Source organism: Streptomyces sp. NPDC059443, from assembly GCF_042750105.1.
GTDB lineage: Bacteria > Actinomycetota > Actinomycetes > Streptomycetales > Streptomycetaceae > Streptomyces.
Map to the genome: position 1 here is coordinate 54,984 of NZ_JBHYVM010000030.1, position 26,909 is coordinate 81,892.

The following is a 26,909-nucleotide window of genomic DNA, read 5'->3' on the forward strand; positions in this document are numbered from 1 at the left end:
AACGACGCGCGGGCGCGGCGGCCCCCGGTGGGCCGCGCGCCCCCTGGCGACCGGGGTGCGCCGGCCCGCAGCCCCCCTGGCCCCCCGGGCCCCCCCGGCCCCCCCCCCCCCCCCCCCCGGGGGCCCCCCCACCCCGGGGCACGTCCAGACCCTCCTCAGCGAACTCAACGAGGAGGGCGTCGGGACCGACCGGATCGGTGTGCACTTCCACGACACCTACGGCCAGGCCCTGTCCAACACCCTCGCCGCGCTCCAGCACGGCGTGACCACGGTCGACGCTTCCGCCGGCGGCCTCGGCGGCTGCCCGTACGCGAAGAGCGCGACCGGCAATCTCGCGACCGAGGACCTCGTCTGGATGCTCGACGGCCTCGGCATCGAGACCGGGGTCGATCTGACCGCCCTCACCGCCACGAGCGTGTGGATGGCCGAACAGCTGGGCCGACCCAGCCCTTCCCGTACCGTCCGCGCCCTCTCCCACAAGGAGTAACGAGAACCATGGCCCTCGACCACCGGCTCACCCCCGAGCACGAGGAACTCCGCCGCACCGTCGAGGCGTTCGCGCACGACGTCGTGGCGCCCAAGATCGGCGATCTGTACGAGCGGCACGAGTTCCCGTACGAGATTGTCGCCGAGATGGGCCGCATGGGCCTGTTCGGCCTGCCCTTCCCCGAGGAGTACGGCGGCATGGGCGGCGACTACCTCGCCCTCGGCATCGCCCTGGAGGAGCTGGCCCGCGTCGACTCCTCGGTCGCCATCACCCTGGAGGCGGGCGTCTCGCTGGGCGCCATGCCCCTCTACCTCTTCGGCACCGAGGAGCAGAAGCGGGAGTGGCTGCCGAAGATGTGCTCCGGCGAGGTGCTCGGCGCCTTCGGGCTGACCGAGCCCGACGGCGGCTCGGACGCGGGAGGCACCCGTACGACCGCCGTCCGGGACGGCGGCGAGTGGGTGATCAACGGCTCGAAGTGCTTCATCACCAACTCCGGTACGGACATCACCGGTCTGGTCACCGTCACCGCCGTGACGGGCCGCAAGGCCGACGGCCGCCCCGAGATCTCCTCGATCATCGTCCCGTCCGGCACCCCCGGCTTCACGGTGGCCGCCCCGTACTCCAAGGTCGGCTGGAACTCCTCGGACACCCGCGAACTGGCCTTCCAGGACGTACGGGTCCCGCTCGCCAACCTCGTCGGCGAGGAGGGCCGCGGCTACGCCCAGTTCCTGCGCATCCTCGACGAGGGCCGCATCGCCATCTCGGCGCTGGCGACCGGGCTCGCGCAGGGCTGCGTGGACGAGTCGGTGAAGTACGCCAAGGAGCGGCGCGCCTTCGGGAAGCCGATCGGCGAGAACCAGGCCATCCAGTTCAAGCTGGCGGACATGGAGATGCGCGCCCACATGGCCCGGATCGGCTGGCGCGACGCGGCCTCCCGGCTCGTGGCCGGGGAGCCGTTCAAGAAGGAGGCGGCCATCGCGAAGCTGTACTCCTCGACGGTGGCCGTGGACAACGCGCGCGACGCCACGCAGATCCACGGCGGCTACGGGTTCATGAACGAGTACCCGGTGGCCCGCATGTGGCGGGACTCGAAGATCCTCGAAATCGGCGAGGGCACGAGCGAGGTCCAGCGCATGCTGATCGCCCGTGAGCTGGGGCTTTCCTCCTAGCCACTCGACTGGTCAGTCGACCGGTCACTCGACCGGACACACATGAGGGGGCCCTGAACTTAGGGCCCCCTTACCGCTTTCAGCCAAGGTTAGGCTAACCTTCCTTTCGAACGGCCCGACGGCCGCCCGGCACGCATGAAAGCGGACATCGACATGCCCAAGTCCCGTTCCTCCCTCCTCACCCGCCGCGGTCTCATCGCGGCAGGCGGCGCTCTCGGCCTCGTCGCCGCGCTCACCGCCTGCGGCGGCAACGACTCCGCGAAGGACGAGTCGGGCAGCAAGGGCAAGGGCTCGGCGGCCTCGGGTCCGTGGAGCTTCAAGGACGACCTCGGCAAGGACGTCTCCGCCAAGTCCACTCCGAAGAACGTCGTCGCGTTCACCGGCACCGCCGCCGCGCTGTACGACTACGGGGTCAACGTCAAGGGCGTCTTCGGCCCGACGAAGACCGCCGACGGCAAGGCCGACGTCCAGGCCGGCTCGATGGACATCTCCAAGGTCGAGATCCTCGGCAACGTCTACGACGAGTTCAACGTCGAGAAGTACGCGGCCCTCCAGCCCGACCTGCTGGTCACCAACACCTGGGACGGCACGTACTGGTACGTCCCGGAGGCCTCCAAGGACAAGATCCTCAAGCTCGCCCCGGCCGCCGCGATCGGCGTGGGCGGCGACGTCACCATGGACAAGGCCCTGGCCCGCACCGCGGACCTCGCCAAGTCCCTGGGCGCCGACCTGAACGCCAAGAAGGCCGTCGACGCGAAGGCCCGCTTCGAGGCCGCCTCCGCGAAGCTGCGCGAGGTCACCAAGGCCAACCCGGGCATCAAGGTGCTCGTCGGCTCCGGCTCCGCCGACCTCTTCTACGTCTCCACCCCGGCCACCTCCGCCGACCTGAAGTACTTCCAGTCGCTCGGCGTCGAGTTCGTCGTCCCGGAGAAGACGGAAGAGGGCGGCTTCTTCGAGAGCCTCAGCTGGGAGAACGCCGGCAAGTACAAGGCCGACGTCGTCCTCCTCGACAACCGCACCGGCACCCTCCAGCCCGAGCAGCTGAAGGCGAAGCCGACCTGGGCCGAGATGCCCGCCGTGAAGGCCGGCCAGATCACCCCGCGCGTGACCGAGCCGATCTACTCGTACGAGAAGTGCGCGCAGATCCTGGAAGAGCTCACGAAGTCCATCCAGAACGCCAAGAAGGTCAGCTGACCGCAGGCCCTCAGGCCCTCCGGCCCCGGCGCCCCACCCGGGCGCCGGGGCCTTCTGCCACATCCGGAACCGCACCGACTCCCAGGGGGGATTCTCCGCATGACCGCCACCGCACCCGCCACCGACGCCGCCACCATCGAGGCCACCACCGAGGCCGCCGAAATCGCCGAAGACACCCCGCACTTCCGGTTCTTCGAGCTCGAAGTGCTCCGCACGCGCCGCCTCGGCCACTCGTTCCTGCGGATCACCTTCGGCGGCGAGTCGCTCGCGGGCTTCCGCTCGGGCGGCTACGACCAGAGCCTCTCGCTCTTCCTGCCGCCCGCGCACCGGGAGCACACCGTGCTGCCGTCCACGGCCGAGGACACCTGGTTCGCGCAGTGGCGCGGGATGCCGGACGAGGAGCGCCCGGTGATGCGCTCGTACACCGTCCGCGAGCAGCGGCGGACCCCCGAGGGGGTGGACGAGGTCGACATCGACTTCGTCCTGCACGGGACTGAGACATCAGCCGCTCCCGCGGCGGGGAGTCCCGCTTCCTTCTGGGCTGGCCGTGCGGTCACCGGCCGCCGGATCATGGCCATCGGCCCGGCCGTCGCGGAGAACAAGTCCGTACGTTTCCAGCCACCGGCCGCCACCGACGTGGTCCTGATGTACGCCGACGAGACCGCCCTGCCGGCCGCCGCGGCGATCCTGGACCGGCTCGCGGAGGGCACCCGGGTCAAGGCCTGGTTCGAGGTCCCGCACGAGGGCGACCGGCTGGTCCTGCCGACGCTCGCCGACGCCGACATCACCTGGGTCGTACGCGAGAGCGGCGCCGGCCGGGAGCGCACCGAACGGCTGCTGGAGGTGGTCCGGGCGGCCGGAACCCCCGCCGCCGAAGCCCCGTACGCCTGGATCGCGGGCGAGTCCGCGACGATCCGGGCGGTGCGCAGGCACTTCGTGCAGGAGCGGCGGGTCGACCGGCGCGCGGTGCGCTTCACCGGCTACTGGCGGCTCGGCGCGAGCGAGGAGGAGCTCCTCGCCGAGGCGTACGCGGGCCGGGCGCCCAGCGAGGACCCGGGCGCGAGCCTCTAGCCTCCCGCTCCGACCTTAACTTCCGCCTGGCCGAAAACACTTGGGATGGGCCCCGGCTTCTCGCCGGGGCCCATCCCTATTTGGCGTGCAAGTTAGGTTAGGCTAACCTAATCATCACACCCCACCTCCCCTCTCCCCCTGCCCGGAGGAAAGTTGATGCGTCAGCATCTGCTCAACGAGACGACCGCGGACCTCTACCGGCGTTCCGTCACCGAGGGAGTCGCGCGGGTCGCGGCCAAACTCGCGACCACGGAACGGCCCCACACCGGCATATCCGTCGACGAACTCGCCCCGGTCATCGCCGGCATCGACCTGGACTCCCCCCTCGAAGACGCGGCCGCCGCCCTCGACGAGCTGGAGGACGTCTACCTCCGCGACGCCGTCTACTTCCACCACCCGCGCTACCTCGGGCACCTCAACTGCCCCGTGGTCATCCCGGCGGTGCTCGGCGAGGCGGTCCTCTCGGCCGTCAACTCCTCCCTCGACACCTGGGACCAGTCCATCGGCGGCACGCTCATCGAGCGCCGCCTCATCGACTGGACCGCCGGGCGCATCGGCCTCGGCCCCGGCGCGGACGGCATCTTCACCTCCGGCGGCAGCCAGTCGAACTTCCACGCGCTGCTCCTGGCCCGCGACGAGGCCTGCCGGATCGTCATGAAGAACAGCTCCCGCGAGCTGCCCAAGTCCGAAATCCTCCCCAGACTGCGGATCTTCACCTCCGAGGCCAGCCACTTCAGCGTCAAGAAGTCGGCCGCCATGCTCGGACTCGGCTACGAGGCCGTCATCGCCGTCCCCGTGGACCGCAATCGCCGGATGGACACCTCGGTCCTCGCGCTGGAGCTGGAGAACTGCGCCCGCGAGGGCCTCTTCCCGATGGCCGTGGTCGCGACCGCCGGCACCACCGACTTCGGGTCCATCGACCCGCTCCCCGAGATCGCCCGGCTGGCCGCCGAGCACTCCGCCTGGATGCACGTGGACGCCGCGTACGGCTGTGGCCTGCTGGTCTCTCCCACCCGCCGGCACCTGCTCGACGGCATCGAACTCGCCGACTCGGTGACGGTCGACTACCACAAGTCCTTCTTCCAGCCGGTGAGTTCCAGCGCGCTGCTGGTGCGCGACCGCGACACGATGAAGCACGCCACGTACCACGCGGACTACCTCAACCCCCGCCGGATGGCGCAGGAGCGCATCCCCAACCAGGTCGACAAGTCGATCCAGACCACGCGCCGCTTCGACGCGCTCAAGCTCTGGATGACCCTGCGCGTGATGGGCGCCGACGGCATCGGCTCCCTCTTCGACGAGGTCGTCGACCTGGCCGCGGCCGGCTGGGACGTCATCGACGCCGACCCGCGCTTCGAGGTCGTGGTGAAACCGCAGATCTCCACGCTGGTCTTCCGCTACGTGCCGGAGGGCGAGGTGCGCGCCGATCTGGTCGACGAGGCCAACCTCCACGCCCGCAAGGCCCTGTTCGCCTCGGGCGAGGCCGTGGTGGCCGGCACCAAGGTGGACGGCAGGCAGTACCTGAAGTTCACCCTCCTCAACCCGCAGACCACGACGGCCGACATCACGGCCGTACTCGACCTTCTCGCCGCACACGCCGAGCAGTTCCTGGGAGAATCCCTTGCCGTCCACCGTTAAGCCCCATGACTTCATCGGAATCGGCCTCGGTCCCTTCAACCTGGGACTGGCCTGCCTGACCGCGCCGATCGACGAGCTCGACGGGCTCTTCATCGAGTCGAAGCCGCACTTCGAGTGGCACGCCGGGATGTTCCTGGACGGCGCGCACCTCCAGACGCCGTTCATGTCGGACCTGGTGACCCTCGCCGACCCGACCTCGCCCTTCTCCTTCCTGAACTACCTGAAGGACAAGGACCGGCTGTACTCCTTCTACATCCGGGAGAGCTTCTACCCGCTGCGGGCCGAGTACGACGACTACTGCCGCTGGGCCGCCGAGCGGCTCGACAACGTCCGGTACTCCACCTCGGTCACCGAGGTCACCTACGACGAGCGGGCCGGCCTCTACGAGGTCCACACCGACCGCGGCGAGACCCACCTGGCCCGCCGCCTGGTCCTGGGCACCGGCACCCCGCCGTTCGTCCCGGCCGCGTGCGCGGGGCTCGGCGGCGACTTCACCCACAACTCCGCCTACATGCGGAACAAGGCGGAGTTGCAGAAGAAGAAGTCGATCACCCTGGTCGGCTCCGGCCAGAGCGCGGCCGAGATCTACTACGACCTGCTCGCCGAGATCGACGTACACGGCTACCAGCTCAACTGGGTCACCCGCTCCCCGCGCTTCTTCCCGCTGGAGTACACCAAGCTGACCCTGGAGATGACCTCCCCCGAGTACGTGGACTACTTCCACGCGCTCCCCGAGGACACCCGCTACCGCCTGGAGAACCAGCAGAAGAACCTCTTCAAGGGCATCGACGGCGAGCTCATCAACGCCATCTTCGACCTGCTCTACCAGAAGAAGGTCACCTCGCCGGGCCCGGTCACCACCACCCTGCTGACCAACACCTCGCTGAACTCGGCCGCGTACGACACCACCACGAGCACGTACACGCTCGGGCTGCGCCAGGAGGAGCAGGAGCGCGACTTCTCCCTCTCCAGCGAGGGGCTGGTCCTCGCGACGGGCTACAAGTACGAGCTCCCCGGGTTCCTCGCCCCCGTCCGCGACCGCCTGAACTTCGACGGCCACGGCCGCCCCGACGCGGCGCGCAACTACAGCATCGACACCACCGGCCGCGGTGTGTTCCTCCAGAACGGCACCGTCCACAACCACTCGATCACCTCGCCCGACCTGGGCATGGCCGCGTACCGCAACGCGTACATCATCGGAGAGCTGCTCGGTCGCGAGTACTACAAGGTCGAGAAGTCCATCGCGTTCCAGCAGTTCGCAGCCCCGGAAGGCACCCTCGTATGAGCACCACCACCGACTCCCTGTTCACCCGCACCGACCCGGCCCTGGGCACCTTCTCGGTCCGCCCGCTGGACCCCTTCGCCGACGCGGAACTGCTGCACGGCTGGGTCACGCACCCCAAAGCCGCGTTCTGGATGATGCAGGAAGCCTCGCTGCCCGACGTGGAGCGCGAGTACATGAAGATCGCGGCCGCCGAGCACCACGAGGCGTTCATCGGCCTCCACGAGGGCCGCCCCGCCTTCCTGATGGAGCGCTACGACCCGAGCCGGCTGGAGCTCGTCGGCCTGTACGAGGCCCAGCCCGGGGACGTGGGCATGCACTTCCTCGTCGCCCCCAGCGACACCCCGGTGCACGGGTTCACCCTCGCGGTCATCACCACCGTCATGGCCTCCCTCTTCGCCGACCCGGCGACCCGGCGCGTCGTGGTGGAGCCCGACGTCCGCAACACGGCCGTCCACGCGCTCAACGAGGCGGTCGGCTTCGTGCCCGACGGCCCCATCGCCAAGCCGGAGAAGGAAGCCCTGCTGAGCTTCTGCACCCGCGAGCAGTTCGAGGCCGCCACCGGCCCGACGGGAGAGTCGATATGAGCCTCGCCGACGCCGTCTCCCACCTCTCCCCCGAGCTGTGGGCCCGCGCCAACCGCGCCCTGGTCCGCAAGGCCCTGGCGGAGTTCGCGCACGAGCGCCTGATCACTCCGGCCCCCCTGGGCGGGTCCCGCTACTCGGTCCTGAGCGACGACGGGTCCGTGGAGTACCGCTTCACCGCGGCCCGCCACGCCCTGGACCACTGGGCGGTGGACGAGGCCTCCCTCAGCCGCCACCAGGCCGGCGCGGAACTGCCGCTGGACGCGATCGACTTCCACATCGAGCTGAAGGACTCCCTGGGGCTGAGCGCGGAGGTCCTGCCGGTCTACCTGGAGGAGATCTCCTCCACCCTGGCCGGATCGGGCTTCAAGTACACGAAGCCGCAGATCTCCTCCGCCGTCCTCGCGAAGTCCTCGTTCCAGGACATCGAGACCGGGATGACCGAGGGCCACCCCTGCTTCGTCGCCAACAACGGCCGCCTCGGCTTCGGTGTGCACGAGTACCTCTCGTACGCCCCGGAGAGCGCGAGCCCGGTCCACCTGGTGTGGGCGGCGGCCCGCAAGGACGTCTCCACCTTCACGGCGGGCTCCGGACTGGACCACGGCTCCTTCATGCGGGCCGAGCTGGGCGATGCGGCCGTCGAGCGGTTCGAGGCGAGGCTGAGGGCCCTGGACCTGGACCCGGCGGACTACCACTACTTCCCGGTCCACCCCTGGCAGTGGTGGAACAAGACCACGGTCACCTTCGCCGCCGAGATCGCGAACCAGCGCCTGGTCCTGCTGGGCGAGGGCGAGGACTCCTACCTCGCGCAGCAGTCGATCCGCACCTTCTTCAACACCAGCGCCCCCGAGAAGCACTACGTCAAAACGGCGATCTCGGTCCTCAACATGGGCTTCATGCGCGGCCTCTCCGCCACGTACATGGAGGCCACCCCGGCGATCAACGACTGGCTGCACCAGCTGATCGAATCGGACCCGGTCCTGCGGTCCGTCGACTTCTCGATCATCCGCGAGCGCGCCGCCATCGGCTACCACCACCGCCAGTACGAGCGCGCCACCGACCGCTACTCCCCGTACCGCAAGATGCTGGCGGCCCTGTGGCGGGAGTCCCCGGTGGCCTCCCTCCAGGACGGCGAGCGCCTGGCGACGATGGCCTCGCTCCTCCACGTGGACTCCGAGGGCGACTCCTTCGTCGGCGCCCTCATCGCGGAGTCGGGCCTCACCCCGGCCGAGTGGCTGCGCTCGTACCTGCGCGCCTACCTGGTCCCGCTCCTCCACTGCTTCTACCAGTACGACCTGGCGTACATGCCGCACGGCGAGAACACGATCCTCGTCATCGAGAACGGCGTGGTGAAGCGGGCGATCTTCAAGGACATCGCCGAGGAGATCGTGGTCATGGACCCGGACGCGGTCCTCCCGCCGGCCGTCGACCGCATCAAGGCCGACATCCCGGAGGACATGAAGCTGCTGTCCGTCTTCACGGACGTCTTCGACTGCTTCTTCCGCTTCCTGAACTCGATCCTGGTCTCCGAAGGCATCTGCGACGAGTCCACCTTCTGGCGGGCGGTCGCGGACTGCGCCCACGACTACCAGGACTCGATGCCGGCCCTGGCGGACCGCTTCGCCCGCTACGACCTCTTCGCGGAGGAGTTCCAGCTGTCCTGCCTCAACCGCCTCCAGCTGCGCAACAACAAGCAGATGGTCGACCTCGCCGACCCGTCCGCCGCCCTCCAGCTGATCGGCACCCTCAAGAACCCGGTCGCGCCCTACGCCGCCCGGCGGTGAAGGGGAGACCCTCCCGTGCTAACCCCAGGGCACGTCAGGGGCGCGGTGGTAGTTGACGTCCTGGGAGTCCAGGCGCGGGGCCTGGGCCGCCAGGCGGCGGCGGTACGTGGTCCAGTCGCGGGCGGCGGGCGGGGACCAGCCGAGCTCCGCCAGGCCCAGCACCCTCGGGAAGGCCATGTACTCCAGGTCCAGGCGGGTCGCGATCGTCTCCGTCCACAGCGGGGCCTCCACCCCGAGGACCGCGGACTCCGGGACTCCGGCCAGGTAGCTCCCCGGGTCCCAGTCGTAGGCGCGGCGGACCGGGACGAAACCCGCCCAGGCCAGGCCCGGCTTCGTCGCCGCGTCGTACTTCATGTCCAGGTAGAGCCGGTCGGCCGGCGACAGGATCAGCGGGTGGCCCGCCTTCGCCGCCGCGGCCACCGCCGCCTTCTCCGGAGCGGCCGTGCGGTCGTGGCCCCAGTACTGGAGCACCGCGCCCGGAGCGGGCCGGGCCGCCGCCAGCTGGTGCCAGGCGATCACCGTCTTGCCGTGCTTGGCCACGACCTCCTGCGCCCGGTCCATGAACATCGCGTAGTCCGCCGCCGGTGTGGAGTGCGCCTCGTCCCCGCCGATGTGCAGGTAGCGGCCGGGGGTGAGCTCCGCGAGCTCGCCGAGGACCTCGTCGATGAACTCGTAGGTCAGCTCCTTGCCGACGCACAGGGAGCTGAAGCCGACCTTGATCCCGGTGTAGCGGTCCGGTGCCCTGCCGTCGCAGTTCAGTTCCGCGTAGGAGGCGAGCGCCGCGTTCACGTGGCCGGGCATGTCGATCTCCGGGACCACCTCCACGTACCGCTCCTCCGCGTACGCCACCAGGTCCCGGTACTGGTCCTTCGTCCAGTACCCGCCGGGCCCGCCGCCGACCTCGCCGGCGCCCCCGTACCGCGCCAGGCGCGGCCAGGAGTCGACCGCGATGCGCCAGCCCTGGTCGTCGGCCAGGTGCAGGTGCAGGGTGTTGACCTTGTACTGCGCGAGCTGGTCCACGTACCTCTTGACCTGCTCCACCGTGAAGAAGTGGCGGGCCACGTCCACCATCGCCCCCCGGTACGCGAACCTCGGCGCGTCGGTGACCGTCCCGCCCGGCACCGTCCCCGGACCGGACACCGGGAGCAGCTGGCGCAGCGTCTGGCCGGCGTGGAAGAGGCCGGCGGGCGTGCGGGCGGTGAGGGTGACCCCGTCGGGGCCGGACTCCAGCCGGTACCCCTCGGCGCCCGCGCCCCCGGTCCGCGCGTCGAGCCGCAGCCGGATCCCGTCGCCGTCCGCGCCGTCGACCACGGGCAGCGGCAGTCCGCTGGGCCCCCGGAGCTGCTCGGCGAGGAGCTCGCCGACCTTGCGGACCTCCTCGTCGTCCGTCGTGCCGGTACGGATGACCGTGTCCGGACCGAAGGCGTACCCGGGCCCCCGGGCGTGCGCGGAGACGGGCGCCGGCAGGATCCGCGCGTAGGGGGCGAGCGCGGAGGGACTCCCGTCTCCGGGCCGGGCGTCCTGCGCCCCGTGGGCGGCGGTACAGGACGCGGCCGCGGGGAGGGCGGCGAGGACGAGGAGGGCGGCGAGTGCGCGTCGCGGGACTCTCATGCGCCCAGGTATAGACCGGCCGGGTCCGCGAGGCCGGTGCGAGAATCCCGAGATGGCGGAAATCATCCAGAAGGACGGCACATGGACCTTCGACGGGGACTCGGTGCGCATCGTGCCGGGCCGCGACAAGGGGGTGGCGCTGCTGCGCCAGACGCTGGGCGAGGTGGTCGTCCCGTTGCGCGCGCTCGCCGGGATCTCCTACGAACCGGGGCGCAGGGCGGGCCGGTTGCGGCTGCGCCTGCGTGACGGCGCCGACCCGCTGCTCCAGGTGACCGGCGGGCGGCTGCCCGAGGCCTCCGATCCGTACCGGCTGACCGTGGAGCCGGACCGCTCCGGGGTCGCGGAGTACTTCGTGGAGGAGGTGCGCAACGCCCTGCTGCTGGACCAGGTGGACCCCGGGCCCACGGATTCCTACCTCCTGCCGGGGCCCGCCGTGCCGATCACGGCCGGCGCGGGCGACGGGACGGTGGCCTTCGACGGGGACCGGGTGGTCCTGGAGTGGAACTGGACGACGCAGGAGCCCAAACGGTCGGGCGGGGCCCGGGAGTTCCGGATCGGGGACGTGCGGTCGGTGGAGTGGGCTCCGTCGAAGGGGCTGACGAACGGGTGGCTCCGCTTCACCCTGGCCGGTGCGACGGCGGCGTCGCCCGCGCCGAAGTACGACCCGCACGCGGTGGAGCTGTCCGGTTTCAAGAAGGACCCGCTGATGGCGCTGGTGGCCGCGGCCGTGGCGGTCCGCATGCCCCACCCGGCGGCGCCCGCGCCCGTACGGACGCCTCCCTCGGAGGCCGTACGGGCCCTCGCGCCGAAGTCGGACCCGGCCGGGGCGGATCACGACGCCCTGCTGCGGCGGCTGCGCGAGCTGGGAGAGCTGCATCAGGCCGGGATCCTCACGGCCGAGGAGTTCACCACGGCGAAAGCGGCGATTTTGGGACGTTTCTGAGCACCGCAGACCGGAATTAACCCCTCCCCTGGTCCAGACCAGCGCAATCCTGCCCGATTTCGGGCAGGATTTTTGCGTTCTTCGATCCGAGCCGTCAATATCGACGGATGCCCGACCGCCGCCCGTCGCACGACGACCTCGTCGAACACCTGGTGCGCAGCACCTCGCTCCAGCGGGGCGAAGCCGCCCGCGTGGTGCTCGACGTGCTCGCGTACTTCGACGAGACGACCGAGGAGTTCGTCCGCCGCCGCCACCGTGAGCTCCAGTCCGGCGGCGCGGTCAACGCGGACATCTTCGAGCGGATCGCGGCCGAGCTGCCGCACCGCGCCGTGGCTCCGCCGGAGCTCTCGCTCCGGCAACTGCGACGCATCGTCTACGGCTGACCGCCGCCCCCGACGGGGGCAGGCGCAGGGCAGCGGCAAGAGCAACCGAACTTCAGGAGGGGAAAGACCTTATGTGCGGAATCGTGGGTTATATCGGCAAGCGTGACGTGGCACCGCTGCTGCTGGAGGGCCTGCAGCGACTGGAGTACCGCGGCTACGACTCCGCGGGCATCGTCGTCAACAGCCCGAAGTCCGCGGCCCTGAAGGTCGTCAAGGCCAAGGGTCGCGTCCGCGAGCTGGAGTCCCGGGTACCCAAGCGCTTCGCCGGCACCACCGGCATCGCGCACACCCGCTGGGCCACCCACGGCGCCCCGAGCGACACCAACTCCCACCCGCACCTGGACGCCGACAACAAGGTCGCGGTCGTCCACAACGGCATCGTCGACAACGCCTCCGAGCTGCGCGCCAAGCTGGAGGCCGACGGCGTGGTCTTCCTCTCGGAGACCGACACCGAGGTGCTCGTCCACCTGATCGCCCGCTCCGAGGCCGACACCCTCGAAGCGAAGGTCCGCGAGGCGCTCAAGGTGGTCGAGGGCACGTACGGCATCGCCGTCATGCACGCCGACTTCGCCGACCGCATCGTCGTCGCCCGCAACGGCTCCCCGGTCGTCCTCGGCATCGGCGAGAAGGAGATGTTCGTCGCCTCGGACATCGCCGCGCTCGTGGCCCACACCCGCCAGATCGTCACCCTCGACGACGGCGAGATGGCGACCCTGAAGGCCGACGACTTCCGCACCTACACCACCTCCGGTACGACGACCACCGCCACGCCCGAGACCGTGGAGTGGGAGGCCGCCTCGTACGACATGGGCGGCCACGACACGTACATGCACAAGGAGATCACCGAGCAGGTCGACGCCGTCGACCGCGTGCTGCGCGGCCGGATCGACGACCGGTTCAACACCGTCCACCTGGGCGGCCTGAACCTGGACCCGCGCGAGGCGCGCGGCATCCGCCGGGTCAAGATCCTGGGCTGCGGCACCTCGTACCACGCCGGCCTGATCGGCGCGGGCCTCATCGAGGGCCTCGCCCGGATCCCCGCCGACGCCGAGCCGGCCTCCGAGTTCCGCTACCGCAACCCGGTCGTGGACCCCGACACCCTCTACATCGCGGTCTCCCAGTCCGGTGAGACGTACGACGTGCTCGCGGCCGTGCAGGAGCTCAAGCGCAAGGGCGCCCGCGTCCTCGGCGTGGTCAACGTGGTCGGCTCCGCGATCGCCCGCGAGGCCGACGGCGGCGTGTACGTGCACGCCGGCCCCGAGGTCTGCGTCGTCTCCACCAAGTGCTTCACCAACACGGTCGTGGCCTTCGCGCTGCTCGCCGTGCACCTCGGCCGCATCCGCGACCTGTCCGTCACCGACGGCAAGCGGATCATCGAGGGCCTGCGCAAGCTGCCGGCCCAGATCCAGGAGATCCTGGACGGCGAAGAAGACATCAAGAAGCTGGCCGCCGAGTACGCCGAGGCCAAGTCGATGATGTTCATCGGCCGCGTCCGGGGCTACCCGGTGGCCCTGGAGGCCTCCCTGAAGCTCAAGGAGATCTCCTACATCCACGCCGAGGCCTACCCGGCCTCCGAGCTCAAGCACGGCCCGCTGGCGCTCATCGAGCCGGCGATGCCCACGGTCGCGATCGTCCCGGACGACGACCTGCTGGAGAAGAACCGCGCGGCGCTGGAGGAGATCAAGGCCCGCAGCGGCCGGATCCTGGCGGTCGCCCACCGCGAGCAGGAGAAGGCCGACCACACCATCCTCGTTCCCAAGAACGAGGACGAGCTGGACCCGATCCTGATGGGCATCCCGCTCCAGCTCCTGGCGTACCACACCGCCCTGGCCCTGGGCCGGGACATCGACAAGCCGCGCAACCTGGCGAAGTCCGTCACCGTCGAGTAGCAGCGCACCGGCCGTAGCGGCCGACCGAGCACGAGGAAGGCCCCCGGGGATCCCCCGGGGGCCTTTTCGTGTACGCGGGCCCGCGCCCGGGCCCTTACTCGTCCGCGGCCGTCAGCTCGCGGCGACCGCTCCGCTCGAACCCTTGCCGAGCGCCATCGGCCAGCTCGCCAGGGCCGCGGTGGCCCCGTACCAGGCCAGCAGCCCGGAGAGCGCCGCCACCCAGCCCGCCGCCTTGACCAGCCCGCCGGTGTCGGCGAACGTGCCTATCGCCAGGAGCAGGAGGGAGAGGGTGAAGAGGCCGTACACGCCCTGGCCGAACAGGCCGCCGGAGGCTGCGGCGGTGAGGGTCAGCGCGAGCATGGCGAAGAGGACGAGGAACATTCCGGCCGCATGTGCCGAAACCTTTCCGTCGGCGCCGTTGGCCCAGGTGAACCAGAAGGCACCGATGCCCGCGAACGCCGTCCCGTTGAAGCCGTTGCCGCCGCGGAATTCGAGGATCCCGAGGACGAACAGGGCGAGACCGCCAAGGAAGGTCGCGAGCGACACGGAGTTGGCGACGGTCACACCGCTGATGACTCCGGTCTGGCCGATACCGAACGCGAGAAGGGTGAGACCCAGGGCGATGTGCCCGAGGGTCGAAGTCGAGGCCTTGCTTCCCGCAGAGACACCATTGTCCACGGCGGGCTCCCTTCGATCTGCAGTTGTTTGCTGCGTCCCAGCAGCATTTATCTACCCCTTACAAGGGGGTTCACAACCACACAATCGACATACAGTCGGTTACGGGATGACAACAACCGGTCGCTGCGCCCGCTTCGCCAGCCGGCCCGCCACCGATCCGAAGATCCGGCCGACGATCCCGTGCGTGGAGCCGACCACGATGGCGTCCGCCGAGTACTCCCGGCCGACCTCCTCCAGCTCGTGGCAGATGTCCCCGCCCCGCTCGACGAGGATCCACGGGACCTCGGCCAGGTAGTCCGCGCAGGCCAGCTCCAGACCCAGCACCTCGGTGCGGTGGTCCGGCACGTCCACGAAGACGGGCGGCTCGCAGCCGGCCCACACGGTGGTGGGGAGCCGGTTGGCGACATGGACGATGATCAGACCCGATCCGGAGCGACGGGCCATGCCGATCGCGTACGCGAGGGCGCGCTCACTGGACGTGGATCCGTCGAATCCCACCACGACCCCGTGCCGGAAGGCCGGGTCGCAGGGATGACGTGGTTGTTCCACCGCGCGCAGGTCGGCCGATTCGGGGTCGGCGAGGCGTTTGCGCTTGCGGTCCGCGGGTTCAGAGAATTCGTGACCGGCCATGGGTGTCTCGGCGAAGAGGTCCTCGGGCGAAGGGACAAGGCAGCTGGGCGACAGTGGGCGGAAGCGACGATGCGAACAGTGACGATTCGAAGAATGGCAACTCAGTGTGACTGAGCTCTGTCCGGGAAGCATCTTCCCAAGCCCATACCCACCAGGGTACGGCGACACTCCTGCGCTGCACAGGGCTTGCCGCCCCTGGAGAGCGTCCAAGGGAGCATGCCGCAGCGGCGCTTCGTTGGCAATGGCCGCTGCCCCCTACAGCCAGTGACGAGCCGGCCCTCCAGCAAGTACCGGCCGGGCACCCCGCCGAGCACCCGGCAGGCACGCGCCACCCGTGCGCGCAGTGACCGAGCCGCGCCGCCCGCCGTTGGACACGAGTCCGACCGTCCAGGAAGAGCACGCAGGGAGCACGCCGTGCCCGGTCATCCGGTTCACCCCGTCCAGCCCGCTCAGTCGCCCGCTCAGCCGACACAGACCGTCCACGTGCCGCCTCCACCGCTTCACTCGTCCGTGCAACCCGCGAGGCGCCCTCACGAGGACCCCGCGGGTGACGTGGTGCGCTGGGCGGCCTTCAGCTGCCTGCTCGTCCCCGTCGTCCTCGTCGTCTACGGGACTTCGTTCGGCGGGGCGGCGGTGGCCACCCTCGGCCTGGCCGCCGTCACGGCCGCCTGCCGGGTGCTGCTGCGCCACTCGGAGAAGGCCGGGCGGAGCGCGGCCGCGGTCCTCGCGGAGGACCGCATGACGGCCGCCCAGCGCGGCCGGCACTCGCGCGCCGGGGCCGGAACCCACCGCGGATGTCACGGTTCCGGTGGGATGTCCCCTCACGACTGACCGGTTCGCACATCCACACCCGCACGTTTTCAGCCAACTTCCCGGCAGGTCACCCCCCTTGCCGGAATGTCCCCCCAACCCCCTCACCATCAGCGAAGACGGTGCCGGAGGGGGACTTTGACCCTATGGGTACTGGCCATGGCCGGACACTGCGCTTCCCACCCGGGTAGCGGAGTGGAACGCTTCCTGATCGAATGCTTTTCGCCAAGTTGCCAAGTCGACATAGCGCTGCGTGCTGAACTTGTCACGCCGACACCACGGGACGCAGTAGATTCGATCATGTATTTACGGCGGGGGATCCACGTGCAAGGCCGAGGGGAAACGTGCAGGTGCGACCAGACCAAGGAGTCGCGACACCCAAGGGGGGCTTAGCGCCATGAGCCAGGATTCCACCGCCGTCGTCGTAGACGGCAGGAAGCTCGCGGGGCGTCGCCGCAGGGAGATCGTCGCGGTGCTGCTGTTCAGCGGCGGGCCGATCTTCGAGAGCTCCATTCCACTTTCCGTGTTCGGCATTGACCGGCAGGATGCGGGAGTTCCACGCTATCGACTGCTCGTGTGCGCCGGGGAGGACGGTCCGCTGCGGACCACCGGCGGACTCGAACTGACCGCGCCATACGGGCTGGAGGCGATCGCCCGGGCGGGCACGGTCGTCGTTCCCGCGTGGCGCTCCATCACCTCACCGCCGCCGCCGGAGGCGCTCGACGCGCTGCGTCTGGCGCACGAGGAGGGAGCCCGGATCGTCGGACTGTGCACGGGAGCCTTCGTGCTCGCCGCGGCCGGTCTGCTGGACGGGCGGCCCGCGACGACGCACTGGATGTACGCGCCGACGCTGGCCAAGCGCTACCCGTCCGTCCACGTCGATCCGCGCGAGCTGTTCGTCGACGACGGCGACGTGCTGACCTCCGCGGGCACCGCGGCCGGAATCGATCTGTGTCTGCACATCGTGCGCACGGACCACGGCAGCGAGGCGGCCGGGGCCCTGGCCCGCAGGCTCGTCGTCCCGCCGCGCCGTACGGGCGGCCAGGAGCGCTACCTCGACCGGTCGCTGCCGGAAGAGATCGGCGCCGACCCGCTGGCCGAGGTCGTCGCCTGGGCGCTGGAACACCTCCACGAGCAGTTCGACGTGGAGACGCTGGCGGCGCGCGCCTACATGAGCAGGCGCACGTTCGACCGGCGGTTCCGCTCGCTCACCGGCAGCGCGCCGCTCCAGTGGCTGATCACCCAGCGGGTGCTCCAGGCACAGCGGCTGCTGGAGACCTCCGACTACTCGGTCGACGAGGTCGCCGGACGCTGCGGGTTCCGCTCGCCCGTCGCCCTGCGCGGGCACTTCCGCCGCCAGCTGGGGTCCTCCCCGGCCGCCTACCGCTCCGCCTACCGGGCCAGGCGCCCGCAGGCGGACGCGGCCCAGGTGGCTCAGCTGTCGGAGTCGCCGGTTCCGCACCAGCGCACTCCGCAGCCGCAGCGGACCGCGGCGGCGCTGGCCGCTGCCGGTCCCAAGGTGACGGAGCTGTACGCCCCGGGCCGGGTCCTGCGCGAGCACGCGTAGCGCACGGCCCCGTAAGGGCACTGCTCGGAGAAGGTCCCTCGCATCAGCGTCACCGATGTGGGGGACCTTCCGCATAAGGTGGGGCTCATGAACGATCGCATGGTGTGGATCGACTGCGAGATGACCGGGCTCTCGTTGACGGACGACGCACTTATCGAGGTGGCCGCACTGGTCACCGACTCGGAGCTCAACGTGCTCGGCGAAGGCGTGGACATCGTGATCCGCCCGCCGGACGCGGCCCTGGAGACCATGCCCGACGTGGTGCGCGAGATGCACACCGCCTCCGGCCTGCTCGACGAACTGGCCGGCGGGACCACCCTCGCGGATGCCGAGGCGCAGGTCCTGGCCTACGTACGGGAACACGTGAAGGAGCCCCGCAAGGCCCCGCTCTGCGGAAACACGGTCGGTACCGACCGCGGCTTCCTGCTGCGCGACATGGCCGCGCTGGAGGGGTACCTGCACTACCGGATCGTGGACGTGTCCTCGATCAAGGAGCTGGCTCGCCGCTGGTACCCGCGCGCCTACTTCAACAGCCCGCCGAAGAACGGCAACCACCGGGCGCTCGCGGACATCAAGGAGTCCATCGCCGAGCTGCGTTACTACCGGGAGGCCGTCTTCGTGCCGCAGCCCGGACCGGACTCGGACACGGCGCGCACCATCGCCGCCAAGCACGTCGTCCCCGGCGAGTAACCACCCCCACAGCACCTCCCGGAGGCCGGCGGGGGAAAAGGGGGGCGCGAGCACCCTCCCGGACCCTGTACGCTTTTCTTCGGCCGGTCGGTTTTCCGACCGGACATGGTGGGTGTAGCTCAGTTGGTAGAGCACCTGGTTGTGGTCCAGGTGGCCGCGGGTTCAAGTCCCGTCACTCACCCTGCGAGAGGGCCTCGTTCCGCGAAAGCGGAGCGGGGCCTTCTGCGTTTCCCCGGTCTTTCGCCGAACCACGCGATCTTTCGCCGCGCTAGACGCGGAAGGCGTCGGCATGGTCCGCGGACCAGGTCGCGAAGGTGCGGGGCGAGTGGCCCGTGAGCTGTTCCACCGCGTCGGTCAGGCCGACCGGGAGGCCGTCGGTGGCGGCCCAGAAGTCGAGCAGGGCCTCGGCGTACGGACCCGGTATGTAGCCGTCGACCTCGGCCTTCCACTGCTCGCGGGAGACGGGCTCGAAGGGTATGGAGCGTCCGACCGCGTCGCCCAGTATGGCCAGCTGGGCCGCGAAGGTCAGCGACTGCGGGCCGGTCAGGGTGTACGCGCGCCCGCCGAGCGAGGGGTCGGTGAGGACCGCGAAGGCGGCCTCCGCGATGTCGGCCTCGTGGACGGGGTCGCAGTAGGAGCCCGGATAGGGCAGGTGCACCGGGCGGCCGGACTTCAGCGACCAGGCCCAGCCGAGGGCATTGCTCGCGAAGGAACCGGGGCGCAGCAGGGTCGTGCGCAGCGGAGATGCCAGGAGGGCCTGCTCGACCGCGAGGTGCGCCGCGGCGAGCGGGCTGTCGGCGGCGTCGGGGGCCAGGACCGAGGAGGAGGACAGGAGGACGACGTGTTCCACGCCCGCCTCCACGGCCTCCTTGACGAAGGCGTCGACGGCGGCGGCCTCGGCGTAGAGGAAGACGGAGCGGACTCCGACGAGGGCGTCGGGAAAAGTGGCCGGATCGGTGAGGTCGCAGTGGACGGTTCCGGGTTTGTCGGGCTCGCGGGAAGCGAGGCGGTGCGGGAGCTCGTGGGCGGCGAGGAGGGAGGAGAGGCCGCGGGCGATGGCGCCGCGGCCGCCGGTGACGAGGATTTCCGACATGGGGAACGCTCCTTTGAGTTCTCAGTAGACTGGACACGTGGCGCAGATTCTGCGTTACACACTCTCTGCGTCACACAGTTAAATTTGGAGCACGGAGAAGCCGATGTCAACCAAGAACACCCGTTCGAGTGATGCGTGGACCCGCGCCGAGCTGCTCGCGCGCATCGTCACGGAGAGCCAGCGGCACTACGCCGACTACTCGCTCTTCAGCCAGGCCATGGCCGACCACGTCGGCCTGCACCCCACCGACATGCAGTGCGTCGCCCTCCTCGACATGGAGCCCGGCCCCGTCAGCACCGGTGACATCGCCCGCCTCACCGGCCTGACCTCCGGATCCGCCACCCGCCTGGTCGACCGCATGGTCAAGGCCGGCATCGTGGAGCGCCTGGCCGACCCCAACGACCGCCGCCGCTCGCTGGTCGCCCTCGCACCCGCCGCCCGCGACCGGATCAGCGCCGCCTGGGACACCCCCGGCCGCGCCTTCGGCGCCGTGCTGGAGAGCTACTCCGACGCCGAACTCGCCGTCATCGGCGACTACCTGCACCGCGCCGCCGAAGTCGGCCGCGCCCAGGCCAAACGGCTGACCTCCGGTACGGGCGACACCGGCTGACGTCGGACACCGACGGACACCGACGGACACCCACGGACATCTACCCAAACCGTCGCTCCGCCGCTACGGTCCCCTCCAACGGGCAACGGCGCGCGCCGGAGAAACGGGAGGGTCGGCGTGCGGCTGGAGGTTGTCCGTGTCCAAGTCCGCATCCGCCGCCGCCCCCGGCGGCTTCCGCGGGGTGTTCGCACTCGGCGGTACCGCTCTCCCCGTTTACGGGTTCCTCGCGCGGCTCCCCGCCGCGCTGTGCCCCATCGGGACGCTCCTGCTCATCAACGACCGCGACGGCATCGGCGAAGCCGGGACGGTCGCCGCGGCCCTCTGGCTCGGCCAGGCCCTCGGCGGCCCGGTCATCGGCCGGCTCGCCGACCGGCGCGGCCACCGGCCCGTCCTGCTCTTCGCCTGCGCCGCGAACGCCGCCCTGCTCGCCGCCCTGGTCGCGGCCGTCCTCGGCGGGCTGCCGCCGGCCGCCCGGGCGGCGCTCGCCCTGGCGGCCGGGCTGACCGTGCCGCAGATCGGTCCGCTGGCCCGGGCCCGCTGGGCGCGGCTGGCCGGAGACGACAGGGCCCTGGTCGGGGCCGCGCTCTCGTTCGACACCACCCTCGACGAGGTGGGCTTCATGGTGGGGCCCGCGCTGGCCGGGATCCTCGCGGTGACCGTGCACCCCGCGTCGGGGCTCGTCCTCGCAGCCGTACTGATCGTGGTCTTCGGGACGCTCTTCGCCGTGCATCCCACGGCGCCCGGGCCGACGCACGGGACCACGGCCGCGCGTGGCGACGTACGACTGTGGTCGCCCGGGCTGGCCCTGCTGTTCGCCATGGCCGTCCTCCAGGGCTCCGCCTGGAGCGCGGCCAATACGGGGGTCAACGCGCTCGCCGAATCGGCCGGATCGCCGGGCTCCGCCGGGCTCATATGGTCGGCGATGGCCGTGACCAGCTCGATCACCGGCTTCGTGACGGTGGCCCGGCCCGGACCGGCCGACCTGACGGTCCGGCTGCGGCGGACGATCTCGGCCCAGGCCCTGCTGACGCTGCCCCTGCTCGCGGTGTCGGGCGTCTGGGGCGCCACCTTCGCGATCGCGGGCATCGGGCTGGCCGTGGCTCCGCACCTCATCGCCCTGTTCGGGCTCGTGGAACGGGCCGCCCCGGCGCGGCGGATGGCCGAGGCCATGACCGTGATCGGCAGCGGGCTGCTCCTCGGGGAGGCACTGGCGGCGGCCGTCGCGGGGCCGCTCGCCGCGGTGTGCGGGTACCGGGCGGCCTTCGCCGTGTCGTGCGCGGCAGCGGCCGCCTCCGCGGTGGTGGCGTGGGCGGCCGCCGGCAAGGGCTGGTTCGGCCCGCGCGCGACTACGCCGACAAAAGCGCGCCCAGCGACTTCTGCATGTCCTGCGCGTTCATGACCGGAGCGACCTCGACCTCGGCGTTGTACTGCGTGAACAGGTCCCACACCACCGCCGGCACGTCAGCGCTGTCCTTCAGGTCGAAGACGATCCAGCAGGAGCGCACGCCCTCGTGCAGCCCGAAGTAGGCCGCCTCCGGCTTGACCTTGTCGAGCAGGCCCTTCATCGCCTGGGTCAGGGCCCCGCTCTTGATGCCCTCGTTGGTGGTGACCGTGTCCAAGTGGGCCCTGAGCATGACTCTCATGCGTGGCTCCTTTCGTCACGGCCACCCTCGGCGGAGGCCCGGGAGGCGGCAACATCTCCGCCTCCGTCCGGGCCCGAACTCACCCGCCCCGGGGTACGGCTACTCCGTCCGCTCCGCGCCCTGGATGTGGAAGTTGAAGTCCGTGTGCCCCAGGGCCCCCATCAGCCGGAGCCAGATCGGCAGCAGCATCTCCGTGCCGCGCGCCGTCTCGATGCCGCCCAGGTCGATGACGGTGTGGTCCCCCCAGCCGAAGGAGTCCAGGAGCTCGCGCACGGCCTTCTTCGCCTCGGCGTCCTCACCCGAGAGGAAGACGGTGTGGTCGCCGGGGACCCTGGCCGGATCGACCATGACCTGGCAGCTCATGGTGTTCAGGGTCTTGACGACCCGCAGCCCGGGGAAGGTCCGCTGGATCAGCTCGCCCAGGCTGTCGCTGTCCACCGGGTCGAGGCCGGGCGGGAAGCCGTGCGAGAAGTCGAGCGGGTTCGCGATGTCGATCAGGATCTTGCCGTCCAGGTGCGCGGCGTCGGCCTCCGTCAGCGCGGCGAGGCTGACCCGCCCGCCGGTGGCGTTGACCAGCACCTCGCCCTGCCGGGCCGCCTCCGCGAACCCGGTGAGGCCCGCCTGCGGCTGGGCCGCCTGCCACTCGGCGTAGTCGCCGCGGGCGAGGGTGGCCTCCGGGTCGCGGGTGCCGATGACCACCTCGTGGCCCAGGGAGAGCAGCCGGGTGGCGATCGTACGGCCGACGATTCCGGTGCCGAGGACTGCGTAGCGCATGACAACTTCCAATCGAATACGGGTAATCAGCGAGCCGATGGTGGAGCGCGTCCACTCAATCAGGCCGTACGGATTCCCGCGCGCGCATCGTCAACTCCGGGCCAAGGTCACTTGGCCGCCGGCTCGTCCAGGATCCCGACGTCGTAGAAGAACTGGTAGCGCGCCGGGTCGTCCGGCAGGAACCAGTGGAAGCCCTCCTCCAGGAAGACGGCCACGACGTTCACGGCGATCACCAGCCCCAGGAACCACAGCGCGGCCAGCCCCACCGACCGGTACGGGCCCGGCCCATCGGCCGGAATGACACGGTCCGCCGTGGCGTGGGCGAAGGCGAGGACGATGCCGACCGCGACGACCGAGGCCTGGAAGAGGATCCACGCCCAGACGTACAGGTGCAGGCCGAACACCTCGCTCCCGAACCCCTTGTCGCCCGGCAGGATGTGCAGCATCGTCTGCCGCCACGAGGCGAACGAGCCCGCGATGACGGCGACGAGGGACAGGCCCCAGCCCATCATGTAGTCGCGGCCGGTCACCGCTCCCGCGGTCAGCGCCGTGCGGACGATGTGCCCGGCTCCGAGCGCCGCCAGCAGCATGAACATCCGCTGCACGATGCAGAGCGGGCACGGGTACTCCCACAGCCCGAACTGGTAGAAGAGCCCGCCGCACACCACACCGGTCCAGCCGATGACGAAGAGGCACGCGAACCAGTACTGGACGCGCCCCAGCAGGCCGCCCTCCATCGGCGCCTCCGGGAGGAGGCTGTACATCGCGGCCACCGTCAGTAGCTCAAGGTGAGGGCGAGACCGCTGGTGATGTGGTGCGCCAGCAGCAGGATCACGGCGAGGAGCATCAGCCACCAGGCGCCGAGCACGACCGCCCGCGACCTGTCCCGGTACATCGCGATGAGGGTGGCCAGGAGGCCGCCGAAGATGAGGGTGTCCATGGCGCGGACCGTATCGACATGGGGACATACCGGTCGCGCGGCGCGCCCCCGACCGGCCCCGGGTTAGATCAGTTGCCCCGCCGCTTGCGCCGGCTGCGCCGGGCGGACTCGCCCCGGGCCCGGCCGTCCAGGGCGCCCCCGTCCAGCGCGATCCACACCCGCACCTCGGTCCCGCCGAGCACCGAACGCCCCAGCCGCACGTCGCCGCCCGTCGACTCCGCGACCCGTCGCACGATGTCCAGGCCGAGGCCCGTCGAACCGTCGCGGCCCCCGTCGTTGCCCCGGCGCAGCGCCGCGTCCGGGTCGGAGATGCCGGGTCCCGCGTCCGAGACGAGCACGATCACCGCGTCCCCGGCGTCGTGGACGTCCACCGCGAAGGGGGTGCCCTCCGGGGTGTGCCGGAAGACGTTGCCCAGCATGGCGTCGAGCGCCGCCGCGAGCTCCGGCCGGGCCACGGGGATCCGTACCGTACGGTCCACCCCCGCGAGCCGCACCTCGCGGCCCTCGTCCTCCGCCAGCGCCGACCAGAAGGCCATCCGGTCGCGGATCACCTCCGAGGCGTCACAGCCGGCGCCGCTGCCCGGGGCGGAAGCGGGTGCGCGCTGCTCGCGCGCCGTACGGATGATCGTGTCGACCTCGCGCTCCAGCTGCTCCACGGCCGCCCGCGTCTGTTCCGCCGCCGGACCGTCGCCGAGCGAGGCCGCGTTGAGCCGCAGCACCGTCAGGGGCGTGCGCAGGCGGTGCGAGAGGTCCGCGGCCAGCTCCCGCTCGTTGGCGAGGAGTTCCATCACCTGGTCCGCCATCGAGTTGAACGCGACGGCGGCCGACCGGAGCTCTTTGGGCCCCTCCTCGGGGACCCGCGCCCCCAGCCGCCCCTCCCCCAGCCGGTGCGCGGCGTCCGCGAGCCGCTCGGCCGGCCGCACGAGGCGGGCGCCGAGCCGGTCCGCGACCGCCACCGAGCCCACGATCAGGGCGAGGCCGACGCCGGCGAGGATCACCCAGGCGGTCGCCACGCCGTTGCTGACCTCGCTCTCCGGTACGTAGATCTCCACGACCGCGATGTCCCCGGAGCCGAGCGCGATGGGCTGGAGCAGGGCGGAACCGCCGCCCGCCACCGGGGCCGTGGCGGCCCGTCCGATGCGCCGGGTCTCGGAGACGGCGCGCTCACCGGCCCAGCCGCCGCCGATGTCCACGCGCGGGCTGTCGCCCACGGCCGGGACGTGCACGGCCATCCGCCGGGCGGCGCCCATCTGCGAGGACTCCACGGCCTTGCGCAGCTGCACCGGGTCGGTGGTGATGGACAGCGTCGGCCCGATGGTGGCGGCCTGCCGTTCCGCGTTGGAGAACGCCCGGTCGCTGGCCATCTCCTGGACGACCAGCCCGAGCGGTACGGCGAAGGCCACGACCACCATGGCGGTGACCGCCAGGCACACCTTGACGAGCGCCCATCTCATCTCCGTCGGCTCGCTCCGCCGCGGCAGCGGCTGTTGTCACGGTCGCCCGCGCGGCGCAGAGGTGCGGCCATCGTGCTCGTCTGCGGCCCGGTGGCCGCGCGTGCGCCGCTCACCGCGGCGGCTCCAGCTTGACCCCGACACCCCGCAGCGTGTGCAGGTAGCGCGGGCTGGCGGCGGTCTCGCCGAGCTTGCGGCGCAGCCACGACAGGTGGACGTCGATGGTCTGGTCGTCGCCGTACGACTGCTGCCAGACCTCGGCGAGCAGCTCCCGGCGGGCCACGACCACGCCCGGCCGCCCGGCCAGGAAGGTCAGCAGGTCGAACTCCCGCCGCGTGAGGTCCAGTACCGCCCCGTCCAGCTCCGCCTGGCGGCGCAGCGGATCGATGGCGAGGCCGCCCACGCGCAGCACGCGGGAGGGCGGTTCGGCTCCGGCGGTGGAGCGGGCGCGGCGCAGGACGGCGGCCATCCGGGCCGAGAGGTGCTCGACGGAGAAGGGCTTGGTCAGGTAGTCGTCGGCGCCGTCGTTGAGCAGCCGGACGATCTCCGCCTCGTCGTCGCGGGCGGTGGCGATGATGACGGGCACGTCGGTGATGCCGCGCAGCATCTTGAGTGCCTCGGCCCCGTCCAGATCGGGCAGTCCGAGGTCGAGGATGACCACGTCGAAACGGTGGTGCGCGACCTCGCGCAGTGCCTCCAGGGCGGTGCCGACGCTGCGCACGGTGTGCGAGGCCTCGGTCAGGTGCCGGATGAGGGCGGAACGTACGAACTGGTCGTCCTCGACCACGAGCACACTAGCCATGGCCCGCACCGTAGCCCATTCGGGGGATACCCAGGGGGGCTGGGCCAGGTCTGGGGCGGGTGGTGCAGTATGTCCCCCGATGCGAAGAGGACTTGCACACGCGGGGGCGTGGACCCTGGCGACCGGCGCGGCGGTGACGCTGTCGTGGTGGGGCGTGCACACGGTGATGTCCGGGACGGCCTACGATCCGCCGCTCGCGGTGCCGCTGACCACGCAGCCGCTCTCCTCCTCCACGCACAGCGCGCTGCCGCCGTCCCCCTCGTCCCCGTCGTCCCCGTCGTCCTCCGCGTCCACCTCGCCCTCGGCTCCGGCATCGCCCTCCCCCGCCAGGTCCTCCACGCCGCCGGCGCAGTCGACGCCCGCCCCGCACCCGAACAAGCAGGGGGGCACGAGCGAGAACGTGAAGGCGTACACCGTCGCCGGCGGCCGGGTCGTCTTCGATCTCGGCGGGACCTCCGGCGAGCTGGTCTCGGCGACCCCGGCGGCCGGCTGGACGATGCAGGTGTGGAAGCAGCCGTCCTGGATCCGCGTCTCCTTCACCCGCGACGGCCGCGACCTCTCCGTCTTCTGCACCTGGAACGGCCACCCGCCGCTGATCGAGACCTACGAGGGGTAGGCGCTCAGCGGAAGACGGACGGCGGGGGCTCCGGCGAGGCCACTGCCGAGGCGTCCGAGACCGGCGCGGCGCCGCCCGCGAAATCGGTGAGGGCGCGGCCGTGTTCGACGCGGCCGGGGTGCGGGTCGCTCGCGACCCGGCGGGTGAACTCGGCGAGCGGGAGCTCCCGGTCGCCGGCCACCAGGACGGCGTTGCCGAACCGCTTGCCGCGCCACACCACCGGGTCGGCGGCCAGCGCGAGCTGCTCGAACCGGGTCGCGGCCGTCGCGATCTGACCCCGCAGGTGGGACAGCGGCGGCCCGTCCGCGAGGTTCGCCACGTACCAGCCGCCCGGCGCCAGGGCCCGGCGTACGTCGTCCAGGAACTCGGCGCTCGTCAGGTGCGCGGGGGTGCGGGCGCCGCTGAACACGTCCGCGATCACCAGGTCCGCCCAGCCGTCCGGGATCTTGGCCAGTCCCGCGCGGGCGTCGACCGCGCGGACGCGGGGCCCCGCCCCCCCGGGGCCCGGGCCGGCGGGGGCGGCCGAGTGCCCCGCCCCCGCGCCGCTCTCGCAGACGCTAGCGGGGGGGC

The 26,909-nt window shown here is 71.2% G+C and carries 27 protein-coding genes, 1 tRNA gene and 1 pseudogene; 18 read left to right on the forward strand and 11 right to left on the reverse strand.

The genetic code is table 11. From position 1 onward, the window contains the following. Positions 1-130 precede the first annotated feature (130 nt). From ACFXDJ_RS26140 to ACFXDJ_RS26175, 8 genes and pseudogenes are all read left to right on the forward strand, one after another. Positions 131-487, forward strand: a pseudogene (locus ACFXDJ_RS26140) (hydroxymethylglutaryl-CoA lyase); the annotation flags it as partial. Positions 488-495: 8 nt separating this feature from the next. Next, positions 496-1,656: an acyl-CoA dehydrogenase family protein gene (locus ACFXDJ_RS26145; protein ID WP_384655280.1), complete on the forward strand. Its 1,161-nt coding sequence runs from the start codon at positions 496-498 to the stop codon at positions 1,654-1,656. A gap of 153 nt (positions 1,657-1,809) precedes the next feature. Next, positions 1,810-2,850: an ABC transporter substrate-binding protein gene (locus ACFXDJ_RS26150; protein WP_384850429.1), complete on the forward strand. Its 1,041-nt coding sequence runs from the start codon at positions 1,810-1,812 to the stop codon at positions 2,848-2,850. Positions 2,851-2,949: 99 nt separating this feature from the next. Beyond that, positions 2,950-3,921, forward strand: a complete 972-nt coding sequence (locus ACFXDJ_RS26155; RefSeq protein ID WP_384850432.1) for a siderophore-interacting protein — start codon at positions 2,950-2,952, stop codon at positions 3,919-3,921. A 156-nt stretch (positions 3,922-4,077) separates the two neighbouring features. Beyond that, positions 4,078-5,559, forward strand: a complete 1,482-nt coding sequence (locus ACFXDJ_RS26160) for a pyridoxal phosphate-dependent decarboxylase family protein (RefSeq protein WP_384655288.1) — start codon at positions 4,078-4,080, stop codon at positions 5,557-5,559. Further along, positions 5,543-6,844, forward strand: a complete 1,302-nt coding sequence (locus tag ACFXDJ_RS26165; protein ID WP_384850435.1) for a lysine N(6)-hydroxylase/L-ornithine N(5)-oxygenase family protein — start codon at positions 5,543-5,545, stop codon at positions 6,842-6,844. The genes ACFXDJ_RS26160 and ACFXDJ_RS26165 overlap by 17 nt, the downstream gene beginning before the upstream one ends. Next, a complete protein-coding gene (locus ACFXDJ_RS26170) occupies positions 6,841-7,428 on the forward strand; it encodes a GNAT family N-acetyltransferase (protein WP_384655293.1) in 588 nt (195 codons plus the stop codon). Before ACFXDJ_RS26165 ends, ACFXDJ_RS26170 begins: the two co-directional genes overlap by 4 nt. Next, a complete protein-coding gene (locus ACFXDJ_RS26175) occupies positions 7,425-9,209 on the forward strand; it encodes an IucA/IucC family protein (protein WP_384850438.1) in 1,785 nt (594 codons plus the stop codon). Before ACFXDJ_RS26170 ends, ACFXDJ_RS26175 begins: the two co-directional genes overlap by 4 nt. An 18-nt stretch (positions 9,210-9,227) precedes the next feature. Here the strand turns inward: ACFXDJ_RS26175 and ACFXDJ_RS26180 are convergent, their stop codons facing one another. Next, positions 9,228-10,820, reverse strand: a complete 1,593-nt coding sequence (locus ACFXDJ_RS26180; protein ID WP_384850441.1) for a beta-N-acetylhexosaminidase — start codon at positions 10,818-10,820, stop codon at positions 9,228-9,230. Between the two features lie 52 nt (positions 10,821-10,872). Here ACFXDJ_RS26180 and ACFXDJ_RS26185 point away from each other — a divergent pair, with 52 nt between their 5' ends. The 3 genes from ACFXDJ_RS26185 (at position 10,873) to glmS (ending at position 14,035) form a co-directional block, all read left to right on the forward strand. Continuing rightward, complete coding sequence (locus ACFXDJ_RS26185; protein WP_384850444.1) at positions 10,873-11,763, forward strand: DUF4429 domain-containing protein; 891 nt, start codon at positions 10,873-10,875, stop codon at positions 11,761-11,763. Positions 11,764-11,870: 107 nt separating this feature from the next. Beyond that, the gene (locus ACFXDJ_RS26190) at positions 11,871-12,146 is read left to right on the forward strand and encodes a hypothetical protein (RefSeq protein ID WP_384655304.1); all 276 of its coding nucleotides are present in this window, start codon (positions 11,871-11,873) and stop codon (positions 12,144-12,146) included. Between the two features lie 71 nt (positions 12,147-12,217). Further along, a complete protein-coding gene (gene glmS, locus ACFXDJ_RS26195; RefSeq protein WP_384850447.1) occupies positions 12,218-14,035 on the forward strand; it encodes a glutamine--fructose-6-phosphate transaminase (isomerizing) in 1,818 nt (605 codons plus the stop codon). Positions 14,036-14,146: 111 nt separating this feature from the next. On the opposite strand, the gene ACFXDJ_RS26200 is transcribed toward glmS, so the two are convergent. Together ACFXDJ_RS26200 and ACFXDJ_RS26205 are read right to left on the reverse strand one after the other, a co-directional pair. Further along, entirely contained in the window at positions 14,147-14,713 is a 567-nt protein-coding gene (locus tag ACFXDJ_RS26200) for a GPR1/FUN34/YaaH family transporter (RefSeq protein ID WP_384655310.1), read from the reverse strand. Between the two features lie 99 nt (positions 14,714-14,812). Further along, on the reverse strand, positions 14,813-15,343 hold the full coding sequence (locus ACFXDJ_RS26205) for a universal stress protein (protein WP_328298807.1): 531 nt from the start codon (positions 15,341-15,343) through the stop codon (positions 14,813-14,815). A 552-nt stretch (positions 15,344-15,895) separates the two neighbouring features. Here ACFXDJ_RS26205 and ACFXDJ_RS26210 point away from each other — a divergent pair. The 4 genes from ACFXDJ_RS26210 (at position 15,896) to ACFXDJ_RS26225 (ending at position 18,591) form a co-directional block, all read left to right on the forward strand. Next, positions 15,896-16,174 (forward strand): hypothetical protein, encoded by a 279-nt coding sequence (locus ACFXDJ_RS26210; protein ID WP_384655312.1) that lies wholly within the window; start codon positions 15,896-15,898, stop codon positions 16,172-16,174. A gap of 376 nt (positions 16,175-16,550) precedes the next feature. After that, positions 16,551-17,720: a helix-turn-helix domain-containing protein gene (locus ACFXDJ_RS26215; RefSeq protein WP_384655315.1), complete on the forward strand. Its 1,170-nt coding sequence runs from the start codon at positions 16,551-16,553 to the stop codon at positions 17,718-17,720. An 87-nt stretch (positions 17,721-17,807) separates the two neighbouring features. Continuing rightward, the gene (gene orn / locus ACFXDJ_RS26220; protein WP_214951581.1) at positions 17,808-18,410 is read left to right on the forward strand and encodes an oligoribonuclease; all 603 of its coding nucleotides are present in this window, start codon (positions 17,808-17,810) and stop codon (positions 18,408-18,410) included. A 108-nt stretch (positions 18,411-18,518) separates the two neighbouring features. Next, positions 18,519-18,591: transfer RNA gene (locus ACFXDJ_RS26225), tRNA-His, on the forward strand. Positions 18,592-18,678: 87 nt separating this feature from the next. On the opposite strand, the gene ACFXDJ_RS26230 is transcribed toward ACFXDJ_RS26225, so the two are convergent. Then, a complete protein-coding gene (locus ACFXDJ_RS26230) occupies positions 18,679-19,503 on the reverse strand; it encodes an NAD(P)H-binding protein (RefSeq protein ID WP_384850450.1) in 825 nt (274 codons plus the stop codon). A gap of 103 nt (positions 19,504-19,606) precedes the next feature. Between ACFXDJ_RS26230 and ACFXDJ_RS26235 the strand changes: the two genes are divergently transcribed. Both ACFXDJ_RS26235 and ACFXDJ_RS26240 read left to right on the forward strand, forming a co-directional pair. Beyond that, positions 19,607-20,113 (forward strand): MarR family winged helix-turn-helix transcriptional regulator, encoded by a 507-nt coding sequence (locus ACFXDJ_RS26235; RefSeq protein WP_384850453.1) that lies wholly within the window; start codon positions 19,607-19,609, stop codon positions 20,111-20,113. Positions 20,114-20,249: 136 nt separating this feature from the next. Then, a complete protein-coding gene (locus ACFXDJ_RS26240; RefSeq protein WP_384850456.1) occupies positions 20,250-21,512 on the forward strand; it encodes an MFS transporter in 1,263 nt (420 codons plus the stop codon). Here the strand turns inward: ACFXDJ_RS26240 and ACFXDJ_RS26245 are convergent. The 6 genes from ACFXDJ_RS26245 to ACFXDJ_RS26270 form a co-directional block, all read right to left on the reverse strand. Further along, the gene (locus tag ACFXDJ_RS26245; protein ID WP_384660279.1) at positions 21,460-21,756 is read right to left on the reverse strand and encodes a hypothetical protein; all 297 of its coding nucleotides are present in this window, start codon (positions 21,754-21,756) and stop codon (positions 21,460-21,462) included. The genes ACFXDJ_RS26240 and ACFXDJ_RS26245 overlap by 53 nt on opposite strands. A gap of 99 nt (positions 21,757-21,855) precedes the next feature. Then, positions 21,856-22,530 carry an NADPH-dependent F420 reductase gene (locus ACFXDJ_RS26250; RefSeq protein WP_384660282.1) on the reverse strand — a complete coding sequence of 225 codons (675 nt, stop codon included), beginning with the start codon at positions 22,528-22,530 and terminating at the stop codon, positions 21,856-21,858. Between the two features lie 107 nt (positions 22,531-22,637). Continuing rightward, the gene (locus ACFXDJ_RS26255) at positions 22,638-23,294 is read right to left on the reverse strand and encodes a disulfide bond formation protein B (RefSeq protein ID WP_384660285.1); all 657 of its coding nucleotides are present in this window, start codon (positions 23,292-23,294) and stop codon (positions 22,638-22,640) included. Positions 23,295-23,305: 11 nt separating this feature from the next. Continuing rightward, positions 23,306-23,470 (reverse strand): DUF5993 family protein, encoded by a 165-nt coding sequence (locus ACFXDJ_RS26260; protein ID WP_384660288.1) that lies wholly within the window; start codon positions 23,468-23,470, stop codon positions 23,306-23,308. Positions 23,471-23,538: 68 nt separating this feature from the next. Next, positions 23,539-24,924, reverse strand: coding sequence for a sensor histidine kinase (locus tag ACFXDJ_RS26265; RefSeq protein WP_384850459.1), 1,386 nt, complete (start codon positions 24,922-24,924; stop codon positions 23,539-23,541). A 109-nt stretch (positions 24,925-25,033) separates the two neighbouring features. Further along, on the reverse strand, positions 25,034-25,723 hold the full coding sequence (locus ACFXDJ_RS26270; RefSeq protein ID WP_384850462.1) for a response regulator transcription factor: 690 nt from the start codon (positions 25,721-25,723) through the stop codon (positions 25,034-25,036). 79 nt (positions 25,724-25,802) lie between these two features. Between ACFXDJ_RS26270 and ACFXDJ_RS26275 the strand changes: the two genes are divergently transcribed. Then, the gene (locus tag ACFXDJ_RS26275; protein WP_384850465.1) at positions 25,803-26,339 is read left to right on the forward strand and encodes a hypothetical protein; all 537 of its coding nucleotides are present in this window, start codon (positions 25,803-25,805) and stop codon (positions 26,337-26,339) included. A 4-nt stretch (positions 26,340-26,343) separates the two neighbouring features. On the opposite strand, the gene ACFXDJ_RS26280 is transcribed toward ACFXDJ_RS26275, so the two are convergent. Further along, a partial coding sequence (locus tag ACFXDJ_RS26280) for a spermidine synthase (RefSeq protein WP_384850468.1) occupies positions 26,344-26,909 on the reverse strand: 566 nt, incomplete at its 5' end.

Excerpts from the sequence above, each read along its gene's own strand:
- ACFXDJ_RS26145 (WP_384655280.1), top strand. The coding sequence starts at position 496 with ATGGCCCTCGACCACCGGCTCACCCCCGAGCACGAGGAACTCCGCCGC.
- ACFXDJ_RS26150 (WP_384850429.1), top strand. The coding sequence starts at position 1,810 with ATGCCCAAGTCCCGTTCCTCCCTCCTCACCCGCCGCGGTCTCATCGCG.
- ACFXDJ_RS26155 (WP_384850432.1), top strand. The coding sequence starts at position 2,950 with ATGACCGCCACCGCACCCGCCACCGACGCCGCCACCATCGAGGCCACC.
- ACFXDJ_RS26160 (WP_384655288.1), top strand. The coding sequence starts at position 4,078 with ATGCGTCAGCATCTGCTCAACGAGACGACCGCGGACCTCTACCGGCGT.
- ACFXDJ_RS26170 (WP_384655293.1), top strand. The coding sequence starts at position 6,841 with ATGAGCACCACCACCGACTCCCTGTTCACCCGCACCGACCCGGCCCTG.
- ACFXDJ_RS26175 (WP_384850438.1), top strand. The coding sequence starts at position 7,425 with ATGAGCCTCGCCGACGCCGTCTCCCACCTCTCCCCCGAGCTGTGGGCC.
- ACFXDJ_RS26180 (WP_384850441.1), bottom strand. The coding sequence starts at position 10,820 with ATGAGAGTCCCGCGACGCGCACTCGCCGCCCTCCTCGTCCTCGCCGCC.
- ACFXDJ_RS26185 (WP_384850444.1), top strand. The coding sequence starts at position 10,873 with ATGGCGGAAATCATCCAGAAGGACGGCACATGGACCTTCGACGGGGAC.
- ACFXDJ_RS26190 (WP_384655304.1), top strand. The coding sequence starts at position 11,871 with ATGCCCGACCGCCGCCCGTCGCACGACGACCTCGTCGAACACCTGGTG.
- glmS (WP_384850447.1), top strand. The coding sequence starts at position 12,218 with ATGTGCGGAATCGTGGGTTATATCGGCAAGCGTGACGTGGCACCGCTG.
- ACFXDJ_RS26205 (WP_328298807.1), bottom strand. The coding sequence starts at position 15,343 with ATGGCCGGTCACGAATTCTCTGAACCCGCGGACCGCAAGCGCAAACGC.
- ACFXDJ_RS26215 (WP_384655315.1), top strand. The coding sequence starts at position 16,551 with ATGAGCCAGGATTCCACCGCCGTCGTCGTAGACGGCAGGAAGCTCGCG.
- orn (WP_214951581.1), top strand. The coding sequence starts at position 17,808 with ATGAACGATCGCATGGTGTGGATCGACTGCGAGATGACCGGGCTCTCG.
- ACFXDJ_RS26230 (WP_384850450.1), bottom strand. The coding sequence starts at position 19,503 with ATGTCGGAAATCCTCGTCACCGGCGGCCGCGGCGCCATCGCCCGCGGC.
- ACFXDJ_RS26235 (WP_384850453.1), top strand. The coding sequence starts at position 19,607 with ATGTCAACCAAGAACACCCGTTCGAGTGATGCGTGGACCCGCGCCGAG.
- ACFXDJ_RS26245 (WP_384660279.1), bottom strand. The coding sequence starts at position 21,756 with ATGAGAGTCATGCTCAGGGCCCACTTGGACACGGTCACCACCAACGAG.
- ACFXDJ_RS26250 (WP_384660282.1), bottom strand. The coding sequence starts at position 22,530 with ATGCGCTACGCAGTCCTCGGCACCGGAATCGTCGGCCGTACGATCGCC.
- ACFXDJ_RS26255 (WP_384660285.1), bottom strand. The coding sequence starts at position 23,294 with ATGTACAGCCTCCTCCCGGAGGCGCCGATGGAGGGCGGCCTGCTGGGG.
- ACFXDJ_RS26260 (WP_384660288.1), bottom strand. The coding sequence starts at position 23,470 with ATGGACACCCTCATCTTCGGCGGCCTCCTGGCCACCCTCATCGCGATG.
- ACFXDJ_RS26265 (WP_384850459.1), bottom strand. The coding sequence starts at position 24,924 with ATGAGATGGGCGCTCGTCAAGGTGTGCCTGGCGGTCACCGCCATGGTG.
- ACFXDJ_RS26270 (WP_384850462.1), bottom strand. The coding sequence starts at position 25,723 with ATGGCTAGTGTGCTCGTGGTCGAGGACGACCAGTTCGTACGTTCCGCC.
- ACFXDJ_RS26275 (WP_384850465.1), top strand. The coding sequence starts at position 25,803 with ATGCGAAGAGGACTTGCACACGCGGGGGCGTGGACCCTGGCGACCGGC.